The sequence below is a fragment of the Paenibacillus sp. NPDC093718 genome (assembly GCF_050279985.1).
Taxonomy (GTDB): Bacteria; Bacillota; Bacilli; order Paenibacillales; family Paenibacillaceae; genus Paenibacillus_AQ.
On record NZ_JBNNUS010000010.1, the window covers coordinates 81,173 to 101,567 of the forward strand.

Sequence of the window (20,395 nt, forward strand, 5' to 3'; positions counted from 1 at the left end):
GAAGGGTCTTTGTCGCCGCTTCTCCCGCTTGGCATCATGAACACAAAAAGAGTCATATAGGTGAACAATACCTACATGACTCTTATACTTCCTATCTGAAATTGCAACACAATCCTTTTATTCTCTGTAGTAAGAATAAAGCCTTCGATGACGGCATCCTCAAATGAAGCTTTTGCTATTCATTTGGTGCGGCGCTCAACGTAAAGCGTTGTTTGATTTTCTGTATGGACAGATTCAAGCTGTAATTCCCATAATCGAGAAGTTTATTAAGAAAAAGGTTCAGCTGATCTTGGGATGAAACTTTTATCGTTAAATGGTAACAGCCTTCACCCGAGATTCGATGTGCTTCCACTATCTCATTTTGATCCATTATAAAACGAATAAACGAATCGTGTCTTGCTGTTTTCATATGAATAATAACAAATGCTGTATAAGCAAGCCCTAATCTCATTTCATCGATGATTAGGGAGTAGGCTGTAATTACACCGCTCTCCTCAAGTTTTTTGATACGATTGCCTACTGCTTGTCCAGTCATATGAATTTGTTTCCCTAAGTCTTTCCATTGAATCCTTGAATTTTCGGTTAGTAACCGAAGGATCTGATAATCCGTTTGATCAAGTTGCATACCATAATCCTTTCACCGTGAAATGATTTAATGTAAAAGCGTTTCATCGAAGCATCGATTAAATTCAAGATGTCATTTATCATTTTACTATACAGCAACCCTTATCCCAAAGTTGACTAAGGGAACCTGTATTGGTTACTTGGCCGCTGTGTAAACTATATCCAAATCAAAAAAAGGAGTCTATTGCCATGAACATACAACTCATTCGAAATGCGACACTTGTTGTCCAATATGCAGGGAAGAAGTTTTTAATCGACCCTTTTTTGGGAGAAAAAGATGCGTATCCGCCTTTCCCTAATTCGTTACGCCAAGATCAAAACAATCCTTTGGTTGGCTTGCCAACCTCGGTTGACAATATTATCAGCAACTTAGATGCTGTGATAGTCACTCATCTACATTTAGACCATTGGGACGATGCGGCTAAAGAGGCGCTGCCAAAAGATATTAAAATGTTTGTACAAAACGAAGAAGACGCAGCAGAAGTCAGAAACGCCGGTTTTCAAAATGTAGAAGTGCTGCAAGAAAATTCAGCCTTTGGAGATATTCGATTAGTTAAAACTAAAGGCGAACACGGCAGAGGAGAAATATTACAACTTGCCGGACATGTGTGCGGTGTTGTCTTTAAGCACCCAAGCGAGAAAACATTGTATATTGCTGGAGATACGGTTTGGTATGAAGCTGTTGGGGAAGCAATCGAAACACACAAACCGGAAATCATTGTTGTAAATGGAGGAGATAATCAATTCCTTCAAGGAGGATCTCTAGTAATGGGGAAAGAGGATATCTACCATGTATATAAAGCCGCCCCTGAGGCGAAAATTATATCTGTCCATATGGAAGCAGTTAATCATTGGACATTATCAAGGGAAGAATTAAATATCTTTACTAACGAAAAAGGAATCTCCTCTAATGTTTTGATTCCAAATGACGGGGAATCCTACACGTTTTAGTGTATCGATTGATTAAAGCCAAAGTTCCTACAAGACCCTAAGAGCCTCTAGGGTCTTTTTTCTTGCCAAAACATGCTTTTATATAACCACAAAAGCGGGTTCAGACATTATGGTCTTTATCGCCGCTTCTCCCGCAGCATACTTAACACAAAAAGAGCCATATAGGTTAACAACACCTACATGACTCTTATGCTTCCCATCCGAAAGTGCAACACAAGCCTCTTTTACGCATGGTATAGCTATATATTCTCAGGTTTCCGGCACCGCGCCGAAGCTTGTAAGATGAACGAGTCTATAGAAGCGTCTCTGACGCCAGCGTAAACCCTTCAATCGCGACATCCTCGTCGACTTCAATCATGATGCAGCGTTTGCCTTGGAAATTTACCTGTTTGACATACCTTAAATCCTGCGGGCTAATCGAAATCGTAGCTACCTTGGTTTCGATCTTAATGGATTTGGAAGTATACTTCGGCATGACGCTGGTTGCTTTCATCTCATAGTTTTTGTTGTCCACGATGGTTTCGAATGCCCGCTCCACCTTCTCGGTCGTCACGTCCTCTACGCCGCTTGCGTTCAGTACGCGCTCCAGATCTTTATAATCCAGCTTCGGAGGTTCTTCCTCCTTCGTCTCTTCGTTAATTTCGATCACCCGGTTGATTTCCTCGTACACCTGGGCAATGGTGGCTGAATCGAGCTGTTCGCCGGCCACTTCCTTGACGATATCTTCGAAGATCGCTCGCTCTTCAAGTGCCGTCACGGATCTTTCTCCGTTCAAGACCTGTTCGACAAAATGCGGATCCGGAAAATTCGATTTGCCCGTACAATACAAAATACGATTCACATCGGAATAATTGTCGGTCACGCTCGGGTACAGGAATCCTTGCTCCGGCGCACTTAACTTGATAATCGGATCTACAATGACATTGTACTTGAACTCCCGCTCCACATAATCGAACAAAAGCGTCTTCCGTTGTTTCTCCGTAGAATTCACGCTGCATAAAATGAACGGATGGGCAAACACCTCGTTCTTCTCGCTCTCCTCCGCTTCATCGTTTCTCGCCTTGGTCGGCAAATAATACTGTCCCCGAACGAACGTGACCACCATATCCCGCTCATATTGGACATCCTTCAGCATTCGATCCACCAGCATCAGCATCAAGTCCTGCCATTCTTCCGGATCACCCGACACAAGAGCTTGGTGAAGCATAACCTGCGCCGGTTCCTCCGCTGCTTCCTGAAACCTCAATTCGAACAATTTTTGATCCAGTTCGCCGGTCAGCAGTTTTTTGAAATTACCCATGTATAACTCTTGCTTCTCCCGATCCACCAGTTCGAACGGCAGGCGCTCCCAGTGGTAGATTTCATTCGTTTCCTTCGTAATATAGACATTGAGAATATCGTAAATATTCATTAAATCGTGATCCAGCTTAAATTGCTTGCGTATATTGGCGACTTCTTTTTTGTTCATATCCGATTCGGCAGCTCCTTCAATATAATCTGGCTTATTAAGTATAAATTATTGGAACGTAAATTGGTAAGCGATCTTGCGGCTTGCATTGCTGTGCCTAGGGTCAATTCTCCTGCGGCCCTGATCCTCTATTGTGGCATATTTGAATACCTGAGTCGAGTAGATTTCCTTGAAATAAGATCGCCAGGAAAGTATAGGTCGCGAAATAAAAAATGGCGGTACGGAATTGGATCCGTACCGCCATTTTTCATGTAACTTGGGTCCCGCGCCGTTGCCGCCGAGCACCAATATACGAATGCTCGCTAGCTATGCTCACACTTCTCATGTGGCCGCAAAGCTGCCGAGCGAGGCTAATGCCTTGCGCGTTACAGCTTACCCGCAGCTTTCACTTTCACAAGCAGCGCATTGCCCGGCAAATACGCAATCGGAATGTCCTCGACGGACACAATCTGTACGGTCTCCGGATTCGCGCCAGCTGCCGTTGCCTCGTTCATGGCGCTTTCTTTCGCATCGCGGATGACGTCGTCATAGCTCCAGTCGTCCAGCGAATAGATCCGCTCCGACTCGCCGCTAACCTCTCCCAGCGCTGCGCCGATCGCGTTCGCCGCATCATAGTTATCCGGCCGAATGATTCGGCTTGCCCCTGCCAGCGTATCCGGCACCAACAGACTGCCGCCTCCGACCAGAATGACATCGACCGGGTCGGCACTCGTTTTCATCCGGTCTATGGAATCCTCCAGAATCTGCTGCATGACGGCATCCACCTTACCGCATACAGCTTCGTCTACTGTATCCGCGTTTGTGCCCGGCCATGCGGCCCGGCCCAGCTTGACGGCTACGTCCGTGGTCGTCAGCGTATCTCCGCCAAAGATGCGGGCCCGTGTCGTCAGCTTGTAGCCCACGCTGTCCGGGCCAACCGTTACGCCGCCTGCGTCGTCCAGCCGGACGATTGTGCCGCCGCCGAGGCCAATGGACAAAATGTCCGGCATCCGGAAATTCGTGCGAATGCCGCCGATATCCACAGCTGCCGACGACTGGCGCGGGAAGCCTTGCACGAGCACGCCAATATCCGTCGTCGTCCCGCCGATGTCGACGACCAGCGCGTCGCTCAGCCCGGACAAGTGCGCCGCGCCCCGAATCGAATTCGTCGGTCCGCACGCAATCGTCAGAATCGGGTAGCGGAGCGCATATTCGCTCTTCATTAACGTGCCGTCATTCTGGCAAATGTACAGCTGCGCATGGATGCCGAAGCCGTTCAGCGCTTCCTCAAATCCGCGCACCACGCCCGCAATGACTTGCAGCAACGCCGCATTCAGTACGGAGGCATTCTCCCGCTCCAGCAATCCGATGCTGCCAATCTCGCTGGAGTAGGTAACCGGCATGTCCGAACCTAACACCTCGCGCACGATGTCTCCAACGCGCTTCTCCTGCTCACGATTCACAGGAGCAAATACGCCGCATACCGCCACCGCGTCGACTTCGCCGCTCATCCGGCGGCACAATTCGGCGATCTCCTCTTCATCCAGATTGGCGATCTTGCGGCCGTCATACTCATAGCCGCCAGAGGCGACATAGCTATGTGGCCCAACTGCCGCGCGCAGCGATTCGTCCCAGCCGGCCAGCGGCGGAACCGCCGTCGTGGCCGGAGCGCCGATACGAATCAGGCCGACCCGGCCAAGATGCTTGCGCTCCACGATGGCATTGGTGCAATGCGTGGTGCCGAGCATCGCGTAGCGAATGTCTGCTCCATTCACACCGCTTTCGTGCAGCAGCCGGCGAACGGCCTCCACAATGCCTTCGTTCACGTCGGCAGTCGTGTGGACCTTCACCTTGTGCACGCAGCGCAAGTCGGAATCCAGAAGGGCAGCGTCCGTATTCGTTCCACCCACGTCAATGCCGATACGGTAAACCTGGTTTGCGTTAGAAGTTGTAACCTCAGTCATTTCCCCGCACCTCCTTTCGAAGCCAACGTCTCGATCGGCACATAATCAAAGTCATAACCGAAGTATCTCGGCCCGGCCGTCTCGATGCCTTTCGGCGTACGCCATTTGTCATCGCACGGCAAACCTGCTGCCGTCACCCGGGCACCATACTTCAAGTTCTCCGTCGTCACCGGCATACCCGTATCCTGATCCAGCAGCGTAATCAGGTCAGGCGTAATGGCCAGCGGTTGATCGTCAACGGTGGCGAGCAGGAACTCATTCTGGAAAAACAGCCGCATCGTTTTTCCCTTGTTCTCGCCGGTACCTTCGAATACGGCTTCGCCGCGCGTAAAACCGCCGTCCATGCGGCGACGGATATCCACGGCCTTGCCATGGAACAGGGCATGGCCGTTCAGCTTCGTGAGCAGCTCGCGCACAGGATTCAGCTTCTGCTGCTTCGCTTCGAACAGCGTCCGCCCGATCTCATAGGCGAGCGTCAGCGTCCCGCCGATCGCGCTCCGCTTCGCCTGCGCGCCGGATACCGGATAATCGCAGATGGAGGCAGATCCCCCCATCTCCACCGTCAGCGCACGCGCCATCCGTTCTTCCCACACGCCGTCAATCGTATGCATCAGCGCGCTGTTGCCGCGCTCGTCCGCCATCGCCACCGGGCTGCACGGGATGCCTTCCAGATGGAACGTCACCATCTGCGATTCGGGAAACGCACGCCCCATCGCATCGGCATCGACGAGCGGAATTCCGCGCTGCGCCGCCGCAATGACCGGAACGAGCGAGTTGCCGCCGCCGACCTCGATCGGCATGACAGCATCCACCTTGCGGCCGAGCTCTCTCTCCATCAGATCAAGCGGTTTGGTCAGCTGTTCGGCCGAAGGGATTTTCTCCAGCATCACCGTCGGTGCTCCGATCATCGATACCGGCACGATAAGTCCTTCATCGTCCAGCTCTTCGAGCTGGGCGATTCGAACCGGGCCATACTTGCGGATCGCCTCCATGGCCATCAATTTTCCAACATGGGGATCTCCACCGCCGCCCGTGCCAAGCACCGCAGCTCCGATCGCGATATATTCAATGGCCTGTTCATTCAATGTGGTTAATCTGGTTGCCTTGTTCATGCTTTCATCCCTTCTTTACTACCCATTTGCCTATGATTGCTTGTACGATAAATGCCATCAAGAAGCTGTCCAGCGCCGGAACCTGCGTCACCTGGAACCATCCGAGCCCATCCGGGGCCATCGTTGTCATAAACCCGAAGAACGTGGCGATGACCCATACGACGATGGAGCGGGGAATCCAGCTCCGATTGCTGTCCAGTCCGTCAAACGAGAATCTATTTTTATTCACCAACAAATACTCAGCCGTATAAATGCCGCCCAGCGGTGCGACAAGCATCGTAATGTATGTCAGGAACGTCATGAAACGGTCATAAATACCAAAGCAAGCAAGTGCCGTGGCAATTAAACCTGCAATAATCGTGATCACGGATTTAGGCACCCGTTTGAAGACAACGGAGAAACCCAGCCCCGCGGAGTATAAATTGTTCGTATTGGTCGTCCATTGTGCCAGTGTCAGCACGATAATCGCCGGAATACCGAGTCCGAGCGTCAGAAGAATGCCCGTAAGATCGTCGGAATCCATCGTACGCGACAGGAAGATCGCAATGATGGTCATGAAGCTGTTGCCGACAAAGAAACCGATAAACGCTGCGGTAACCGCATGCTTTGGCGTTTTGGCCCAGCGCGCGATGTCAGGGGACAGCGCCGTTCCAAGGATAAAGATACCGATGACCAGCGATATCGCCGTCCCCATCGGCAGGGCCTCACCCTCAAACGGTGACCAGACAGTGCTTCCGCCTTCCCCGTTAAGCGCCATGACCAGCGCGATAATAATAAACACAACGAGAAGCGGTACCGACCAGACGCTTAATTTTTCAATCGCCCTGTAGCCCCAGATCGCCGTGGACATCATGAGAAGTCCGCCAATGATCGACAGTACCCAGAGCGACCAATGCCAACCCCATAGCTCGCTTAACGCGGTCTGGAAGTTGGAAGCGAAGAAGCCGACCTGAACGCCGAACCAGCCCAGCGATGAAATGCCGAGAATGACCGAGACGATTAGCGCCCCTTTGTTCCCAAACAGAAAGCGGCTGATCATGGCCGTCGACAGGCCCGTTTTGGCTCCCACATATGCGCAGACAGCCCCGATTATGCCCAATATGGCTGAACCGACGATGACCGCCGTAAGCGAGTCACCGATGCTCATGCCCGCGCCGAGCTGCGCACCCAGAAACATCGCAGACAGGTCAATACCAATCGCAATCCAGACAAATGCCATCGAGAGCCACGATTTCCGCAAATGCTGGGGCACGGGCTCCCGTTCGTAATCTTCTATTTTCGTATCGTTGCTCATGTTCCACCCTCTGCTTTCTGTACCATCTTGTTGATTGCCTAAGCTTCGACGGATCTCCAGAACATCTCAAAGGCATGTTTCAGTTTCCGTTCGAACAGCTCCGGCGATTTATAGTAGTAATATTGCATGCCCAGCCCGTCCATCAAGGTGAGGTACGAATCCACCAGCGTCTCCATCGGGACGATGGCCAGTTCGCCGCGATCCAGACCTTCCTGCATGATCTCGCCGATAATGCTGCTCAGCAGCGTATCGAAACGCCCAAACGCCTCCTGCATCCGTTCCAGCAAGAAATCCGGCGGGAAAATTAAGTACCGGAAGGCAAATGCGGCAAGCTCCCGCTTGTCCCGGTGGAAATCGTATTGGCGAAGCAGCAGTGCATGCAGTTTTTTCTCCGTACTCATTCCTTTGCTGGTTTCTGCCATCGCTTGGATATATTCGTTGTAAGCGCTCATCGATTCTTCGAAGACCGTCATGAACAGATCTTCCTTGCTCTCAAAAAAGGCGTAGATTGCCGGTGTCTTGACGCCGACCTCCTTCGCGATTTCCGATAATGCCGTTCCGTCGTAGCCCTTCTGTCCGAATAACCTCAGCGCAGCTTCTTTCAGCTTCGTTCTGGTCATGTTCATCCCCTTTTCTCTATTTTAATTAACGTTAATTAAGTAGATTATACAACTTTCTGCATAAAAATCAATTCATTTGATTGCTCTGCCAAAATGTCTTCTAATCTTTATACGTTCAACATTCAAGCGGGACAATGTACTCGCGAATTTTCTTATAACCGATCAAAATTTCTCCGCGACCGATTTGAAATCCATATTCACGTCCTGGTTCGCGGCTTCTGCTGTTGAACAGGGCAAAACGCTGTATACAAAAAAAGATGCCTCGCGGGGTCCATAAGCGGCCCTTTGAGTCATCCCTTTTAGCTCAAGATGATGTTTATCCGAACTTAGTTATTCCAGTATTGCTTGGCAATCTGTTGACCTTGATCGATTTTTGCCCATTGCTCGGCTTCGCTTAACTCGTTACCGCCATCGCAGGATGCAAAGCCACATTGATGCGAGAGCAGCAGACGATCCTTATCAATGATTTTGGATGCTTCGTCAAGCAGTCGGATGACGCGTGCTTCATCATCAAGTGTACTTGTTTTGGAAGACAGCAAGCCCAGCACAATCTCCGTTTCCGGTCTGTCCTTGAAAACCTCCAGTGCTTCAATCGAACCCGCACGATCATCATCCCACTCCAGGAAGAAGCGGTCATATTTCAACTGCTTCAGGAACAGGTTGGCGATTTTCGCATAAGATCCACCGCCCATGTTGCGGGAATCGTAGTTCCCCCGGCAGTTGTGTGTCCACATTTTCAATCCGAGGCTATGACCGAAGTCAATCACGGTATTGTTAATATCAATAAATTCGGCGGCGAGACCCTGTACTTCCGCTTGATTAATATGCTCCCCTGTAAACGGGGAGTTCGGGTTGTCGTCTGCAAACAGCTCCCACAGGCAGTCGTCAAATTGCAGAATCTTACCGCCAGCCACAGCGAATTCCTCCACGAATTCCTTATACGCCTTCACAAGGCCTGCTTTGAGCTCCTGCTTGTTCTGATAAACAGCATCCGTGCCGCCAATGTTATCCGACCAGGAAAGTTCACCGAAAATATGGGAAGGCGATGGTACGCAAAGTTTCGTTTGCTGATCGCCTGCCGTATCTTGGAGCTGTTTGAACAGCTTAATGAAGTGATGATTCTTTCCGCTCAGTTCGCCAGTAATGCGCAGCCCAATATCTTTGCGTGTTTCATATTTCGAGGTTCCGTCCACATCCCGGAAAAAATAGCCATGGTCCGCGATATAACGCTCAACTCCGCCAAAGCCCCATACAAAATCCAGATGCCACATCGATTTGGAGAATTCGCCGTCCGTGATAACCGACAGGTTATGCTCGATTTCCTTTTTCACGACCTGTTTGATCGCCTCTGTCTCGCACTCGGCATACCCTTCAAAATTCTCATAGAATGGATACTGGATATCATCACGATGTTCAATTTGCGTTTTATATTTCAGCAGCTCTTCGGGCCGCAACAAACTTCCTACGATCTGAAACTTATCAGTCATGTACATAACCCCCTCGTTGTATACGATGATCATATCACGACGAGCGGGGTTAGAAGGCATACCAAAAGAATATGACTAGTTATAGCTAAAAGCTATAGCAAGAATGACTGCTGAGATTACTATGGATACTGAATTAGACTGGAAATCGTACAGGAAGACGTTGATGATGCAAAAGAGAATCGGATACTACACTGTCATTTCACAATTTGTGACTAGCAATATACAGTAGATGTTTATGCTAAGATTTTATTTTTCAACGAAATTTGTGAGCAAATTCAGCTGATCTACATTCTCAACGCTCCACTTCCTAATATCACCCTTCGACTTATTGTCTGTCAAATAATCGAGTGCAGGAGATAATTCCTGATGCCCATTATCAATGACGTTAAATATATATGGAATAGCTGGAGTGCCTAACTCCTTTAATTGATCGATTTTCTCAGTATCGCTGATCGGTTCATTGGCTATCATTTTTACCTTGTCGGGAATTTCTTTGAGGTAGGTCGTATATGTCTTGAGAAATTCTTTCCCTGTACTCCAATCAGTGTCTTTTCTCATATCCACTTTAGATATTTGTTCAAGGGCTATGGCGTAGATGTACTCCATTAAGCCATCTTGTTCTGAATTGTCTAACAACTGCTTCAGCTCAGGCAATGCAGCGACTCCTAACGCAATAATCGCTTCAAAATCTTCGTTATTCTTTACATAGTCATACGGATTAGAACTAACGCTTATTTCCGATGAAGCTGGATGATCAATCGATTGTTTGATTTTGTTGACACTTGAATGAACCTGTTTATCCACATCTTCTTGACTCTTAGAGCAAGACGACAAGAGAACGACAATTACTATAGTAGCAATAACAACAGCTAGCTGGCGAACCGTATTGAAAAAGTACATACCCTTCCTCATAACTACATCCTTTCCTTCGATGTACTACGTTGTTCATTACTAATCGATTGCAGTCGCTCCATAATGTATAATGAGCGCTCATTTCGATCTTCTCCAACAATATGTTCAGAACTATACTCATCCACAATTCGACCATCACGAAATAGAACAACACGATCACCATAGGTAGCAACATACGGATCATGAGTAACGATGAGCATCGATTGTCCAAGCTTATACCGCATATTGAGAAGCAATTCAAGTATGTCTGCTGAATTACGAGAGTCAAGATTGCCCGTTGGCTCATCAGCAAGCAGTATAGCTGGTTTATGGATTAACGCACGCGCAATCGCAACCCGCTGCTGCTGACCTCCGGACAACTCAGCTGGACGGTGCTTACTTCGCTCTGACAGACCTACTAAATGCAACATCTCCTCTGTCAGAGCAGTGACCTTCTTCTTCGGTTGACCTGCCAGAATTAGCGGCAGTGCTACGTTCTCTTCTGCTGTTAAGGAGCTAATGAGATTGAAAAATTGGAACACGAACCCGATCATATCCCGCCGATAATGTGAGACTTCTGGTTCGTGATAGAACTTTTGCCACTCGCCATTCTTGACCTTTATCTTCCCTTCGGTAGGTGGTTCTAGTCCGCCTAGGAGCTGTAACAGCGTCGTTTTGCCGGATCCACTTGGTCCCATTAACATGACAATCTCTCCTGCTGCCAAGTCCAAGTCTACATGATCTAACGCAACTACTTGATTCGGTTCCTGTCCATAAATCTTAGTCAGATTTCTTACAGCTAAAATTGAATTTGAATCTCCCACGAGAACTTCCTCCCATCGCATCCTCTGTTCAACTGATATCGACTGTTATCCCACAACATCATATACACTTTCCTCTTGATACCACTGTGCCTGTGCCTGAAAACATCGTTTTATATTCACCATCTAATTGAATCAACTCATCATGACTTCCTTGCTCAACCAATGCTCCATCTTTCAGTACAAGTATTACGATCTGCTAGACGTGCGGGACCTAAGCGATGAGAGACCATAAATGCAGTTCTACCAGCGGCTAAATTTTGAAAAGTTCGGAATATTTCTAGTTCTGCTTATGGATCTAAGGCTGATGTAGGTTCATCAAGTATCAATATTTCAGCTTCTCTAACAGCGGCACGTCTATCGTTGCCACTGTCCTCCAGACAATTCAAATCCACCCTTAAACTCCGAGCTAGACGTGTATCCATCCCTTCGTAGGGGTTAACCTTAGTAAGTCTCATAATATCAAGCAAGCTTCCTAACGCTAATAGCTTCAATATCGCTGAGAGCAACAATATCAAACCAAGCGCAATTTGCATAATAAGTGCTAAATAATCCATATACACCACCTTCGACTACTCGACTGTTAGCTCCTCGGTAATGGAATTCAGTCCAATCTGTTTAGCATACAAGAACGAAATAAGAAGCGATATAACGCCAACAATGATAATAGGTAGTGCTATAGTGAACCAGTTGATCGTCCATCCATTTAATTCATCGGTCCCGCTAAATAATCCGACAATAATCCAGCCACTGGCTAAAATCCCTACAACAATAGCTGTAATTGCATACAATAGTCCTTGTACGATCATCACAGATCTTAGCCCTGCCGTGGTCAAACGAATCGCCCGCAGTATGGCGTATTCCCTACGATGTGCATGAAATGTTGCTCCCAGGGTATTTATAACGCCTACGATACCTACTACAACAAATATGGCCATTACCGCCCACAAAATGGTGTATTGCTCTCTTGACTGCTCTGCAATGCGCAATAACTCCGAATCTAGATCCGTAACCTTGATCGACGGGTCATCTTCTAGTAATTGCTGTAATGCAATCCTTACACTAGCAATATCCGCACCTTCGCTAACTTGCACATATATCGTTTGGGGCGAAATCACGTTAGATTTGCCGTTATTATCACCTTCGATCCATGATACCTTTGGATTGTTATGATCTACTAAAGCTAGGGTTTCATGTGTAATAAAAGATAGGTCTATCACTCCGCTTACTGGCAACTCATATTTTCCCAACTTTTTTCCTAGACTCGTTCTTTGCAAAGACACTGTGTCCCCTAAAGCTATTCCCATATGAGCAGCATACTCGGATTGTATGACAATCCCAGATGATAAATCGTTATGATCTTGCTTTATTAAACCCATCTGCTGCATGAGCTTAAAATCCGTCTTCGCAGCTCCTATCCATTCATACTCATACGTCTCATATAACGGTGTACCTTTAAGATACTCGGGATGATAACTGTTCCGCTTCAACCATTTTGGATCAGCTCGTTCATAATTGATATCTGTAAGTAGTACACTTTGGAACGATCCTATTGGTAACGCCTGATCAACTCCTTCTACTTGACGTACTTGCTCTAATACTTTAGAAGACATTACATCACGGTTCGTCCCAATCACGATCGGCGTAACATGCTTATTTATTACTTGTTCCGTATTTACACGGTTAAGATTGTCTATGAATGTTGGAATAGCAATGAAGGCTGTCACGATACTCGCTAATAGCATAACGATGAACGAATTTTGCCTGCGTAATGCTACGAATTGCTTCATTGCATAATAAGCTTCAGCAATAGCGAATTTACGAATGAACCAACCACTAATGCGAGAGACGATCGGAATCATATATCCCGTGCCAAGAATACATCCTCCTGCTGCTAACAATCCACCCATAAGCGTAAATAGCAACCGTGTACTAGTGCTAATTAGATCTAGCCAAGCTACACATAATATTACGCATCCAATGACGAACAGACTTCCTGCAACCCAAGCATGAGATCTGTTTAATCTCTCCTGTTCGCTAAACCGAACAGCCACAAGTGGTGCAGAAGCAGCAGCAGTGACGGCAATCCTCATAACGGACAACGTCAATAGCAACCAGCCGAGCACAGCAATCGTAACCACTACTGGCCAATCCATCTCCACGTTATTTACGGCAATCCCCATCATCGAATCAATAAACTTCGCTGAGACATTACAGAATAAAACACCTACACCTACACCCAACATAACGCCTAACAAATTCAACACTGCCGCTTCCATCATGACCATTTTATAGATGACTCGCCTACTAGCTCCAATCATCCGAAATGTCGATAATTCTCGTACACGTCCAAGCAACATCAGTTTGAAACTGCTAGACAAGAACAATATACTGACTAGCAATAATATACCGCCTAATCCGATGGCAATAAATCTAAACATTGTACGTTCCTTAATTACAGTCTTGTTCTGTGAATGCAGCGCTATATTCATATTTTCATCAAATTCTGATCGGATCGCTGCCTCAACAGCCTTATCGGATATGCCGTCTGCTATATCAAGATATACGGTATTGGCAACCTCACCCAATGAGTACTCTTGGCGAATGGCATCTATATGCACAATTACTGCTGCAGGACCCGATGTATAATTAGGAATAATTTCACTTACAACCTTTTTCAGAACAATGTCATTATTCATGGAGAACTCCTTCGTGTCCCCTTGCTTCACTCCCCAACGTCTGGCTATTTCTTCGGTAATCACCATCTCGTCGGGCTGTAAAGTTGTGGTGAATCCATAGAATTTCCGTATTAATTCATTAGGCTCGACTGCAGAATAGTTAATATCATCCTTCTGTCTAGCTCCAGAATCATATCGATTGGTTGCAAGCTCTGGGAATACAATTGCTACACCTGAATCAATGACACCATCCATGTTTCTTAATTTGGAAATCCCCTCTTTTGTCAGTAACTTATTGCTATTTTTACCTTTCCAGGGGTTATACCCCACCACTAAATCGAATGTTCCAACTTCCTTATCTATAGTCTTTTGCACGGAGCGCTCCATCGAAACGTACAACGTACTTATAACGATAATTAGACCGAAGCTAACAGCAATACCGATACAAGTTAGGATGAGTCGCTGTTTTTTAGCAAATAGCATCCTCATAGCGATCCCAAATGTAGAGCGTTTCATAATTGGCCCCCTAGAAATACAAATAATGAAGTAATATAAATTTCTAAATAAAGTTACAAACTATTTATGACCCACCAATTTGCTGAACTTCATTAACACGGCGCTACAGTTTTCTGATTACTCACGATATATTTTACCTTTTTTTGGAATATAATCTTTTGACTTGCCGAACTTTATTAACTTCTCGGTGTTGTATAAATCTGACTGAACAATAAAATCTCCTCTCATTCCTTGGTATTACTGTTTCTACAGTCCTATATTTCTCACTAATTCCTTAATCTAACATTAAACACCAACATATTCAATTTGATTCCGAAATTATGTCTATATTTACAATTAGTGATTATTTCGGAGCTGGTAACGACACTTTCAAGGCAAACACGTCCACTATTAACGGCACTGCTGGGAAAGGTTAGTTCCGCGGTTATAAGGGATTCCTACTGAACCGTTACTCTCGTAAGGAGAAGGTAATGCTTGCAGTCTCCCGACGCGAAGCCCTCATCCAGCTTTGTGCACTATAGATTTCCAACAAGGATGTGGACAATCTCTATATAAATTTTGTTGTTTTCCACGAGGATATTGAACAAATTAACAGACTCATCGGACTAATTCAGCAGATGAAAATGCATCCGGCATCCATCGGACACAACTAAAATAAGGACGCGATTCGCTCGCGTCCTTAGTTCGCCCCCGGCTACCACCCACACCAGTATCCGAAACAGCGATAACAGATCCATCCTCAGGCAAAAGTCACGTTCTACCCGATACTTGTCCTTACGTTCTCCGTCGGATAAATAGGCAGGACAGACAATCGTTTCGAGGTCTGATTGTTTCAGCATGTTGTACACTTTATGATGTTCTTCCGCTGCACGGGTAGACTTACGCTTGGATTCACTTGAAGTCTTTCCCTAAGTGCAAGAGCAACTATTTCACGCCCCACTCGACCGGTAGCGCCTAATATTAAGATATTCATGTGTAAGATACTTCTCTTCCCGATACCCCCAAGAGTCAGTCCTGTTCTACTCTAATATCCATCATGGATTCAATCATAATGTCTGCGAATTCACCCAGCGATTCCCTGGATCCTTCATGTGTCACCAATCCAACGGCAATACTGCCAGCTGCTTTGGCCATTTTAAGATCTACGATGGAATCACCCACTACAGCAAGCTCTGAAGGTAAAATATTGAACATGCTGCAGCAGCTTTCTACCATATCGGGATTGGGTTTTCCATATTTCACTTTTTCGGGCGTAATAACAAAATCCAAAAACTCATCGACCTGAAGCAGCTTCATACAGGCTTCAGTCCGCATAAAGCTATCAGAAGTCAGAATCCCGGTATTTACGCCATGCTGCTTCAAGTTAATGATCACTTCAGGAACACCTGGCTTTTTGCTAAACGCTTCTGCAATGACCATACTCTGATCTGCTTTAGTAAAAACCTGCTCTGCGAACTGCTTACATTGAAACCAAGGCCTGCCGGTTTTTTGATAAATCAGTCCTGCGGCCAAAATGATTTCTTCCGCCATCGTTGCAATGGCTAACGTTCCATTGTAATCAATATCATCAGGATAATGCCTCCAGCCCATAAGTGCATGCCAATCCTGCTCATACCCGGGACCTACAATTCCAGAAAATTCGGAACATCTTAATTGGTCGATATACGCCCAAAAGGATATTGCATCAAATAGGGTTCCATCTTTATCAAATCCTACTGCTTTCAATTGTACTTGCACGTCGCCAAACCATACGGTTTTCATTTCTACACTCCTTCTGAAATATTTTAGATCGGCAGCAGGTGAGGCCCTCCACTTACCGGATACATCGGTAAGCTTCTAAACGCCTCGGCGTGCCGAACACCAATGGCCTGTCCCCGCATTGAAGACACCGTGGACATAAACTGCACATAATCCATTCCATACATATGCTGAAGGTAGCTGTCCTGGCTTTTATGGCATTTCAGCATAGCTGCCTTCGTCTCGAACACCTCGGTGATATCGACATATACTTCAGGTTCAAAACCTATAGCCCCTAAGTTATCCATAATGAATACGTGGGGGATTTTCAACATATGCTTGTGTTCGGTGATGATCAAGGGTACGGTTATTAATATGCGGCAATCCCTTGCGATTTCTCCACATATACGATGATCGGGATGATAATCCTGTTCCCCGTGCACGAACATCACATCAGGATTTGCACTGCGTATGGCATTAATAAACGCCATCCGAGTCGGTCGATCATGAAATAGAAACTCATCATCGTATCCCAGCCAAATCAGGTCCGCACCTATGATAGATGCAGCCTGCTCAGCTTCTTGCTTGCGTATTGCCGCAATCTCTTCACTGCTTAATACTTCTGAGCCTACGTTGCCGTTTGTTGCAATCATAATGGTTACCTTGTTACCTTTTGCTGCATACTTGGCCAGCGTCCCTCCACACAGCAGCTCCACATCATCGGGATGGGCTCCGACAGCTAGTACTCTCATTGTAGATCCCTCCATTTTATTTCAACCTTTGACTGCTCCGCTCGTCATACCTTCAATGATGAATCGTTGCCCAACGAGATAAAGCAGAAACACAGGTAGTGTTGTTAGCAGCACACTGCCGAAGATATAATTCCACTCATAGCGGTAATACCCATAAAATCTATAAATGTTCAACGGCATCGTCCACTTCGCATTATCATTTAAAAAGAAAAGCACAATTTGAGAATCATTCCAGACATTCATAAAAACCAAGATGCCTGCTGTAACCGTAATGGGCTGCAGCAATGGCATAATGACCAAAAAAAACATCTTGTAAGGGCCACAGCCATCTATAGTAGAGGATTCATCCAATTCCTTAGGCAAGCCTTTCACAAAGCCTACATAAATAAATGTGGCAAAAGGAATCAGTGTACTGGCAAATATCATAGCGACGCCCATTCTAGTATTAATCAGCTCTAGACTTTTCAGCAGTTCAAATGTGGTCACAAGGCTGATCGGTGCCATCATCCCCATAATGAAAAAATAATAGAGAAAGCTAGAGAATGCATCCTTTACCCGCGCAATATAAAAACTAAGCAGGGCAGAGCACATCAAGATAACAAACAAGGATAGAACTGCAATCAACATGCTGTTTACAAACCCTTGAATCACGTATCCCTGTTCAAACACTGTTTTATAATTCTGTAAAATGCGAATTTCCGAAGGAACTGTGAGTGTAAATAAGCCAGCCTCTTTTGCATTTTTTACGGAGGTTAAAAGGACCAGCAAGTATGGAACGAAGATGAATGCACTGAACATCCAAAGGACACCCTCTAGCACCCTTAATGTGAGTTTTTGGCTTTTCATCCCTCAACCTCCTTTTTTCTCAAATACGAAAGGACAGGGAAAGAAAAGATCAAAATGATCACAACCAATATTAAGTTAAGCGCGGTACTATAGCCGTAAAGCCCTTGTCCCATGTATTTATAAACCATGGTCATGATGACTTCTGAAGAGGTTCCTGGCCCCCCTTGGGTCAAAAAGTAAATCCCTTCAAACATTCGAAAGCCATAAATTAAAGACAATAACACATTGATAGTGACAGCAGGCATTAACAACGGGAGCGTAATATACATAAATTTGCTCCAGGCAGGAGCCCCATCAATGGTTGCAGCTTCATAATAATCCCTAGAGATATTTTGTATTCCTGCTATATAAATAGCCATCGTAATTCCGGTTGCACGCCAGATTTCCATCACACTTGCGACATGAATGGATAACTTGGGATCACTGATCCAACCTAGAGCAAACAAATCAAGACCTAAAACTCGAAACATATGATTAACAAAACCTATGTCAGGATTGGTTAGCCCCTGAAAAATTAATCCCACCGCAACAATATTCAAGATGGCCGGAGAGAAATATACGGCTCTTAAAGCATTTCTTGTTAAAAGCGCTGTGGTTAAAAACACGGCTAAAGCAATAGAAACGATGTTTTTCCCTAACGTTGTTGTGATTGAGAATAGAAACGTATTTTTTAAAGCTAATGTAAAATCAGGATTTTGTACCACATCCATGAACTGTTGAACTCCAACAAATTTAACTTCTGTGCTCGAGGCATTCCAATCGGTAAATGAAAAGTAAAAGCCCGATAAGGTTGGGTAAATAAAGAAGATCATGTAAATCACAAGCGCAGGAACTATAAACAAGATGGGATATCGAATGGCGCTTTTCGCATTCATTCTCATAGTTTATCTCCTCTTACCATCCTTCTAATTTTTTCCCTTTGGCGATAATGCTTGCTTTTTGGTCCATCTCTTTTAGAAACTGCAGCGGCGTTTTTGAGCCCAGCATCATTTCTTGCATCGCCTTTCTAGCTTCCATCTCTGGCCACGGCTCCATCTTTCCCGCCAACAGCATAAAAGCTCTACCTTGATCAATGTAAACCTGCAAATCTTGACTGATCATGTTGTGCTCAGCCTTTACATCAGCAAATACATTGGTTCCTGGAGCCGTACTCATAAACTGTTCTTGCTGCGCCTTAGAGGCGAAAAAGCTAATAAATTCAAGGGCCGCTGCTTTTTGATCAGCCTTTGAATTTACGGATATACCAACTCCGGCGTACAAGGCCGCTGCACCCGGAGTATCATTGAAAGGTGCTGGTAAAAATCCAACCCTTAAATCGGGGTAATTTTCCAGCATCGGAGGCAGAACAAAATCTCCACAAGGATGCATGGCCACTTTACCGCTGCCAAACCTCTCTTGTGTCATGTCGAAGGAGGTGGACATAAAATCATCATTGGTATATCCCTTTTCTTTTAATTCCACCATTTGCTCCAAGGCTTGTTGGTATTCGGAGACGTCAGCTAGTTTAATCTGATTCGTATTTAGACCCTCGTAGAAAGCCTGAATATTGTCCTGCCGTGTTAATTCTACATTGGCAAACAGTTGATGCATTAAATGGGTCGTACCAAACTCACTTCCATTGGCTAATTGAATATTAATCGGAATATACCCTGCTTTTTTTAACGTTTCGCAAATGTCTAAAAATTGCTCCCAGGTAGTCGGCAGCTCAGTGATGCCTACCTCCTCGAAAATATCTTTATTGTACATCAGCCCAAATCCGCCTGGATTTGTAATGGGAAGGCCTGTGATCTGTCCATCGTTCCAAGTGATCATTTGTTTTCCGCCGGGAGACAGCCTGGTTACCCATTCCTCTGAGGACAAGTCTGTGAACCACGTCCTGGGATTTGCAAATTGCGCCATGGCGATATCGTCCGTAACAAAGAGGTCCGGACCGTCATCCGACATCATCTTGGTTTTCAAAATATTATTGTATTCTGTGGATGGAAAGGATTGAATCTCCACCTTGTTACCGGTTGCTGCTTCGTAATTTTCAATCACCTTTTTTAACCGGTCGCTTAGATTCTCCGTTGTGACCATAAAATCCAATATTACTTCTTGTGAAGCATCCTTGTGGTCATTACTTTGATTCGAACAGGCGGCGCTGAGTAACAGCAGCATGATAATCCATAATTTAAAACCTCTTTTCCCTCTAAAAATTCCCATGATCTCACGCCCCTTTTTTACATTGAAAAATAATGGCCAATCCAAAGGGATAAATCCGGTATGAATACAATAAGTAATAAGGCTAATACCATAACAAAAAAGAAAGGTATGACCGATCTTGATAGCGCTTCCACAGATATTCCGGATATACCCCAACCCACAAATAAGTTAACCCCCACCGGAGGCGTAATGAAACCTATAGCCAAATTAACAACCATCAAAATACCAAAATGTACAGGATCATAGCCTAGATTAACAGCGATAGGCAATAAAATTGGAGTTAATATTATAATGGCTGCTAGAGTATCCATAAAGGAACCAACGATCAGCAATAGCAGTGTGATAAGTATTATAATTATCGTAGCATTATCCGATACTGACAAAAGTGCATTGGCTACTTGGTTAGGGATCTGTTCAACAGTGAGCAATCGACCAAATGCGGTGGCTTGCTTC

17 protein-coding genes and 2 pseudogenes are annotated in these 20,395 nt (G+C 45.8%); 1 reads left to right on the forward strand and 18 read right to left on the reverse strand.

What is annotated here, in order from left to right:
- Positions 1–175: 175 nt before the first annotated feature.
- Entirely contained in the window at positions 176–625 is a 450-nt protein-coding gene (locus ACQKPA_RS25740) for an Lrp/AsnC family transcriptional regulator (protein ID WP_427495319.1), read from the reverse strand.
- 188 nt (positions 626–813) lie between these two features.
- On the opposite strand from ACQKPA_RS25740, the gene ACQKPA_RS25745 reads away from it, so the two are divergent.
- Positions 814–1,575: an MBL fold metallo-hydrolase gene (locus ACQKPA_RS25745; RefSeq protein WP_427495320.1), complete on the forward strand. Its 762-nt coding sequence runs from the start codon at positions 814–816 to the stop codon at positions 1,573–1,575.
- A gap of 292 nt (positions 1,576–1,867) precedes the next feature.
- Here the strand turns inward: ACQKPA_RS25745 and ACQKPA_RS25750 are convergent, their stop codons facing one another.
- From ACQKPA_RS25750 to ACQKPA_RS25830, 17 genes and pseudogenes are all read right to left on the reverse strand, one after another.
- The gene (locus ACQKPA_RS25750; RefSeq protein WP_427495322.1) at positions 1,868–3,043 is read right to left on the reverse strand and encodes a DUF4317 domain-containing protein; all 1,176 of its coding nucleotides are present in this window, start codon (positions 3,041–3,043) and stop codon (positions 1,868–1,870) included.
- Positions 3,044–3,408: 365 nt separating this feature from the next.
- Positions 3,409–4,986 (reverse strand): hydantoinase/oxoprolinase N-terminal domain-containing protein, encoded by a 1,578-nt coding sequence (locus ACQKPA_RS25755; RefSeq protein ID WP_427495323.1) that lies wholly within the window; start codon positions 4,984–4,986, stop codon positions 3,409–3,411.
- Positions 4,983–6,098, reverse strand: a complete 1,116-nt coding sequence (locus ACQKPA_RS25760) for a DUF917 domain-containing protein (protein WP_427495324.1) — start codon at positions 6,096–6,098, stop codon at positions 4,983–4,985. Before ACQKPA_RS25760 ends, ACQKPA_RS25755 begins: the two co-directional genes overlap by 4 nt.
- Positions 6,099–6,102: 4 nt before the next feature.
- On the reverse strand, positions 6,103–7,392 hold the full coding sequence (locus ACQKPA_RS25765; protein WP_326117394.1) for a cytosine permease: 1,290 nt from the start codon (positions 7,390–7,392) through the stop codon (positions 6,103–6,105).
- 38 nt (positions 7,393–7,430) lie between these two features.
- On the reverse strand, positions 7,431–8,012 hold the full coding sequence (locus ACQKPA_RS25770; RefSeq protein WP_427495325.1) for a TetR/AcrR family transcriptional regulator: 582 nt from the start codon (positions 8,010–8,012) through the stop codon (positions 7,431–7,433).
- Positions 8,013–8,338: 326 nt separating this feature from the next.
- Positions 8,339–9,499 (reverse strand): cobalamin-independent methionine synthase II family protein, encoded by a 1,161-nt coding sequence (locus ACQKPA_RS25775; protein ID WP_427495327.1) that lies wholly within the window; start codon positions 9,497–9,499, stop codon positions 8,339–8,341.
- 246 nt (positions 9,500–9,745) lie between these two features.
- Positions 9,746–10,399, reverse strand: a complete 654-nt coding sequence (locus ACQKPA_RS25780) for a hypothetical protein (RefSeq protein WP_427495328.1) — start codon at positions 10,397–10,399, stop codon at positions 9,746–9,748.
- A 14-nt stretch (positions 10,400–10,413) separates the two neighbouring features.
- Positions 10,414–11,214 carry an ABC transporter ATP-binding protein gene (locus tag ACQKPA_RS25785; RefSeq protein WP_427495329.1) on the reverse strand — a complete coding sequence of 267 codons (801 nt, stop codon included), beginning with the start codon at positions 11,212–11,214 and terminating at the stop codon, positions 10,414–10,416.
- A 287-nt stretch (positions 11,215–11,501) separates the two neighbouring features.
- Positions 11,502–11,768, reverse strand: a complete 267-nt coding sequence (locus tag ACQKPA_RS25790; RefSeq protein WP_427495330.1) for a hypothetical protein — start codon at positions 11,766–11,768, stop codon at positions 11,502–11,504.
- A gap of 15 nt (positions 11,769–11,783) precedes the next feature.
- Complete coding sequence (locus ACQKPA_RS25795; protein ID WP_427495332.1) at positions 11,784–14,405, reverse strand: ABC transporter permease; 2,622 nt, start codon at positions 14,403–14,405, stop codon at positions 11,784–11,786.
- Positions 14,406–15,113: 708 nt separating this feature from the next.
- Positions 15,114–15,304 (reverse strand): annotated as a pseudogene (locus tag ACQKPA_RS25800) (hypothetical protein); the annotation flags it as partial.
- Between the two features lie 109 nt (positions 15,305–15,413).
- Positions 15,414–16,166, reverse strand: coding sequence for an HAD family hydrolase (locus tag ACQKPA_RS25805; RefSeq protein WP_427495333.1), 753 nt, complete (start codon positions 16,164–16,166; stop codon positions 15,414–15,416).
- A 23-nt stretch (positions 16,167–16,189) separates the two neighbouring features.
- Positions 16,190–16,894, reverse strand: a complete 705-nt coding sequence (locus ACQKPA_RS25810; protein WP_427495334.1) for a PIG-L deacetylase family protein — start codon at positions 16,892–16,894, stop codon at positions 16,190–16,192.
- Between the two features lie 21 nt (positions 16,895–16,915).
- Positions 16,916–17,740 carry a carbohydrate ABC transporter permease gene (locus tag ACQKPA_RS25815; protein ID WP_427495336.1) on the reverse strand — a complete coding sequence of 275 codons (825 nt, stop codon included), beginning with the start codon at positions 17,738–17,740 and terminating at the stop codon, positions 16,916–16,918.
- Positions 17,737–18,621, reverse strand: coding sequence for a carbohydrate ABC transporter permease (locus tag ACQKPA_RS25820; RefSeq protein WP_427495337.1), 885 nt, complete (start codon positions 18,619–18,621; stop codon positions 17,737–17,739). Before ACQKPA_RS25820 ends, ACQKPA_RS25815 begins: the two co-directional genes overlap by 4 nt.
- Positions 18,622–18,634: 13 nt before the next feature.
- Positions 18,635–19,942, reverse strand: coding sequence for an ABC transporter substrate-binding protein (locus ACQKPA_RS25825; protein ID WP_427495338.1), 1,308 nt, complete (start codon positions 19,940–19,942; stop codon positions 18,635–18,637).
- A gap of 17 nt (positions 19,943–19,959) precedes the next feature.
- A pseudogene (locus ACQKPA_RS25830) lies at positions 19,960–20,388 on the reverse strand (TRAP transporter large permease subunit); the annotation flags it as partial.
- Between the last annotated feature and the right edge of the window lie 7 nt (positions 20,389–20,395).

Coding starts and splice junctions, on each gene's coding strand:
- ACQKPA_RS25825 (WP_427495338.1), bottom strand. CDS start 19,942: ATGGGAATTTTTAGAGGGAAAAGAGGTTTTAAATTATGGATTATCATG.
- ACQKPA_RS25815 (WP_427495336.1), bottom strand. CDS start 17,740: ATGAAAAGCCAAAAACTCACATTAAGGGTGCTAGAGGGTGTCCTTTGG.
- ACQKPA_RS25740 (WP_427495319.1), bottom strand. CDS start 625: ATGCAACTTGATCAAACGGATTATCAGATCCTTCGGTTACTAACCGAA.
- ACQKPA_RS25790 (WP_427495330.1), bottom strand. CDS start 11,768: ATGGATTATTTAGCACTTATTATGCAAATTGCGCTTGGTTTGATATTG.
- ACQKPA_RS25770 (WP_427495325.1), bottom strand. CDS start 8,012: ATGACCAGAACGAAGCTGAAAGAAGCTGCGCTGAGGTTATTCGGACAG.
- ACQKPA_RS25775 (WP_427495327.1), bottom strand. CDS start 9,499: ATGACTGATAAGTTTCAGATCGTAGGAAGTTTGTTGCGGCCCGAAGAG.
- ACQKPA_RS25750 (WP_427495322.1), bottom strand. CDS start 3,043: ATGAACAAAAAAGAAGTCGCCAATATACGCAAGCAATTTAAGCTGGAT.
- ACQKPA_RS25755 (WP_427495323.1), bottom strand. CDS start 4,986: ATGACTGAGGTTACAACTTCTAACGCAAACCAGGTTTACCGTATCGGC.
- ACQKPA_RS25780 (WP_427495328.1), bottom strand. CDS start 10,399: ATGTACTTTTTCAATACGGTTCGCCAGCTAGCTGTTGTTATTGCTACT.
- ACQKPA_RS25745 (WP_427495320.1), top strand. CDS start 814: ATGAACATACAACTCATTCGAAATGCGACACTTGTTGTCCAATATGCA.
- ACQKPA_RS25760 (WP_427495324.1), bottom strand. CDS start 6,098: ATGAACAAGGCAACCAGATTAACCACATTGAATGAACAGGCCATTGAA.
- ACQKPA_RS25805 (WP_427495333.1), bottom strand. CDS start 16,166: ATGAAAACCGTATGGTTTGGCGACGTGCAAGTACAATTGAAAGCAGTA.
- ACQKPA_RS25765 (WP_326117394.1), bottom strand. CDS start 7,392: ATGAGCAACGATACGAAAATAGAAGATTACGAACGGGAGCCCGTGCCC.
- ACQKPA_RS25795 (WP_427495332.1), bottom strand. CDS start 14,405: ATGAAACGCTCTACATTTGGGATCGCTATGAGGATGCTATTTGCTAAA.
- ACQKPA_RS25820 (WP_427495337.1), bottom strand. CDS start 18,621: ATGAGAATGAATGCGAAAAGCGCCATTCGATATCCCATCTTGTTTATA.
- ACQKPA_RS25810 (WP_427495334.1), bottom strand. CDS start 16,894: ATGAGAGTACTAGCTGTCGGAGCCCATCCCGATGATGTGGAGCTGCTG.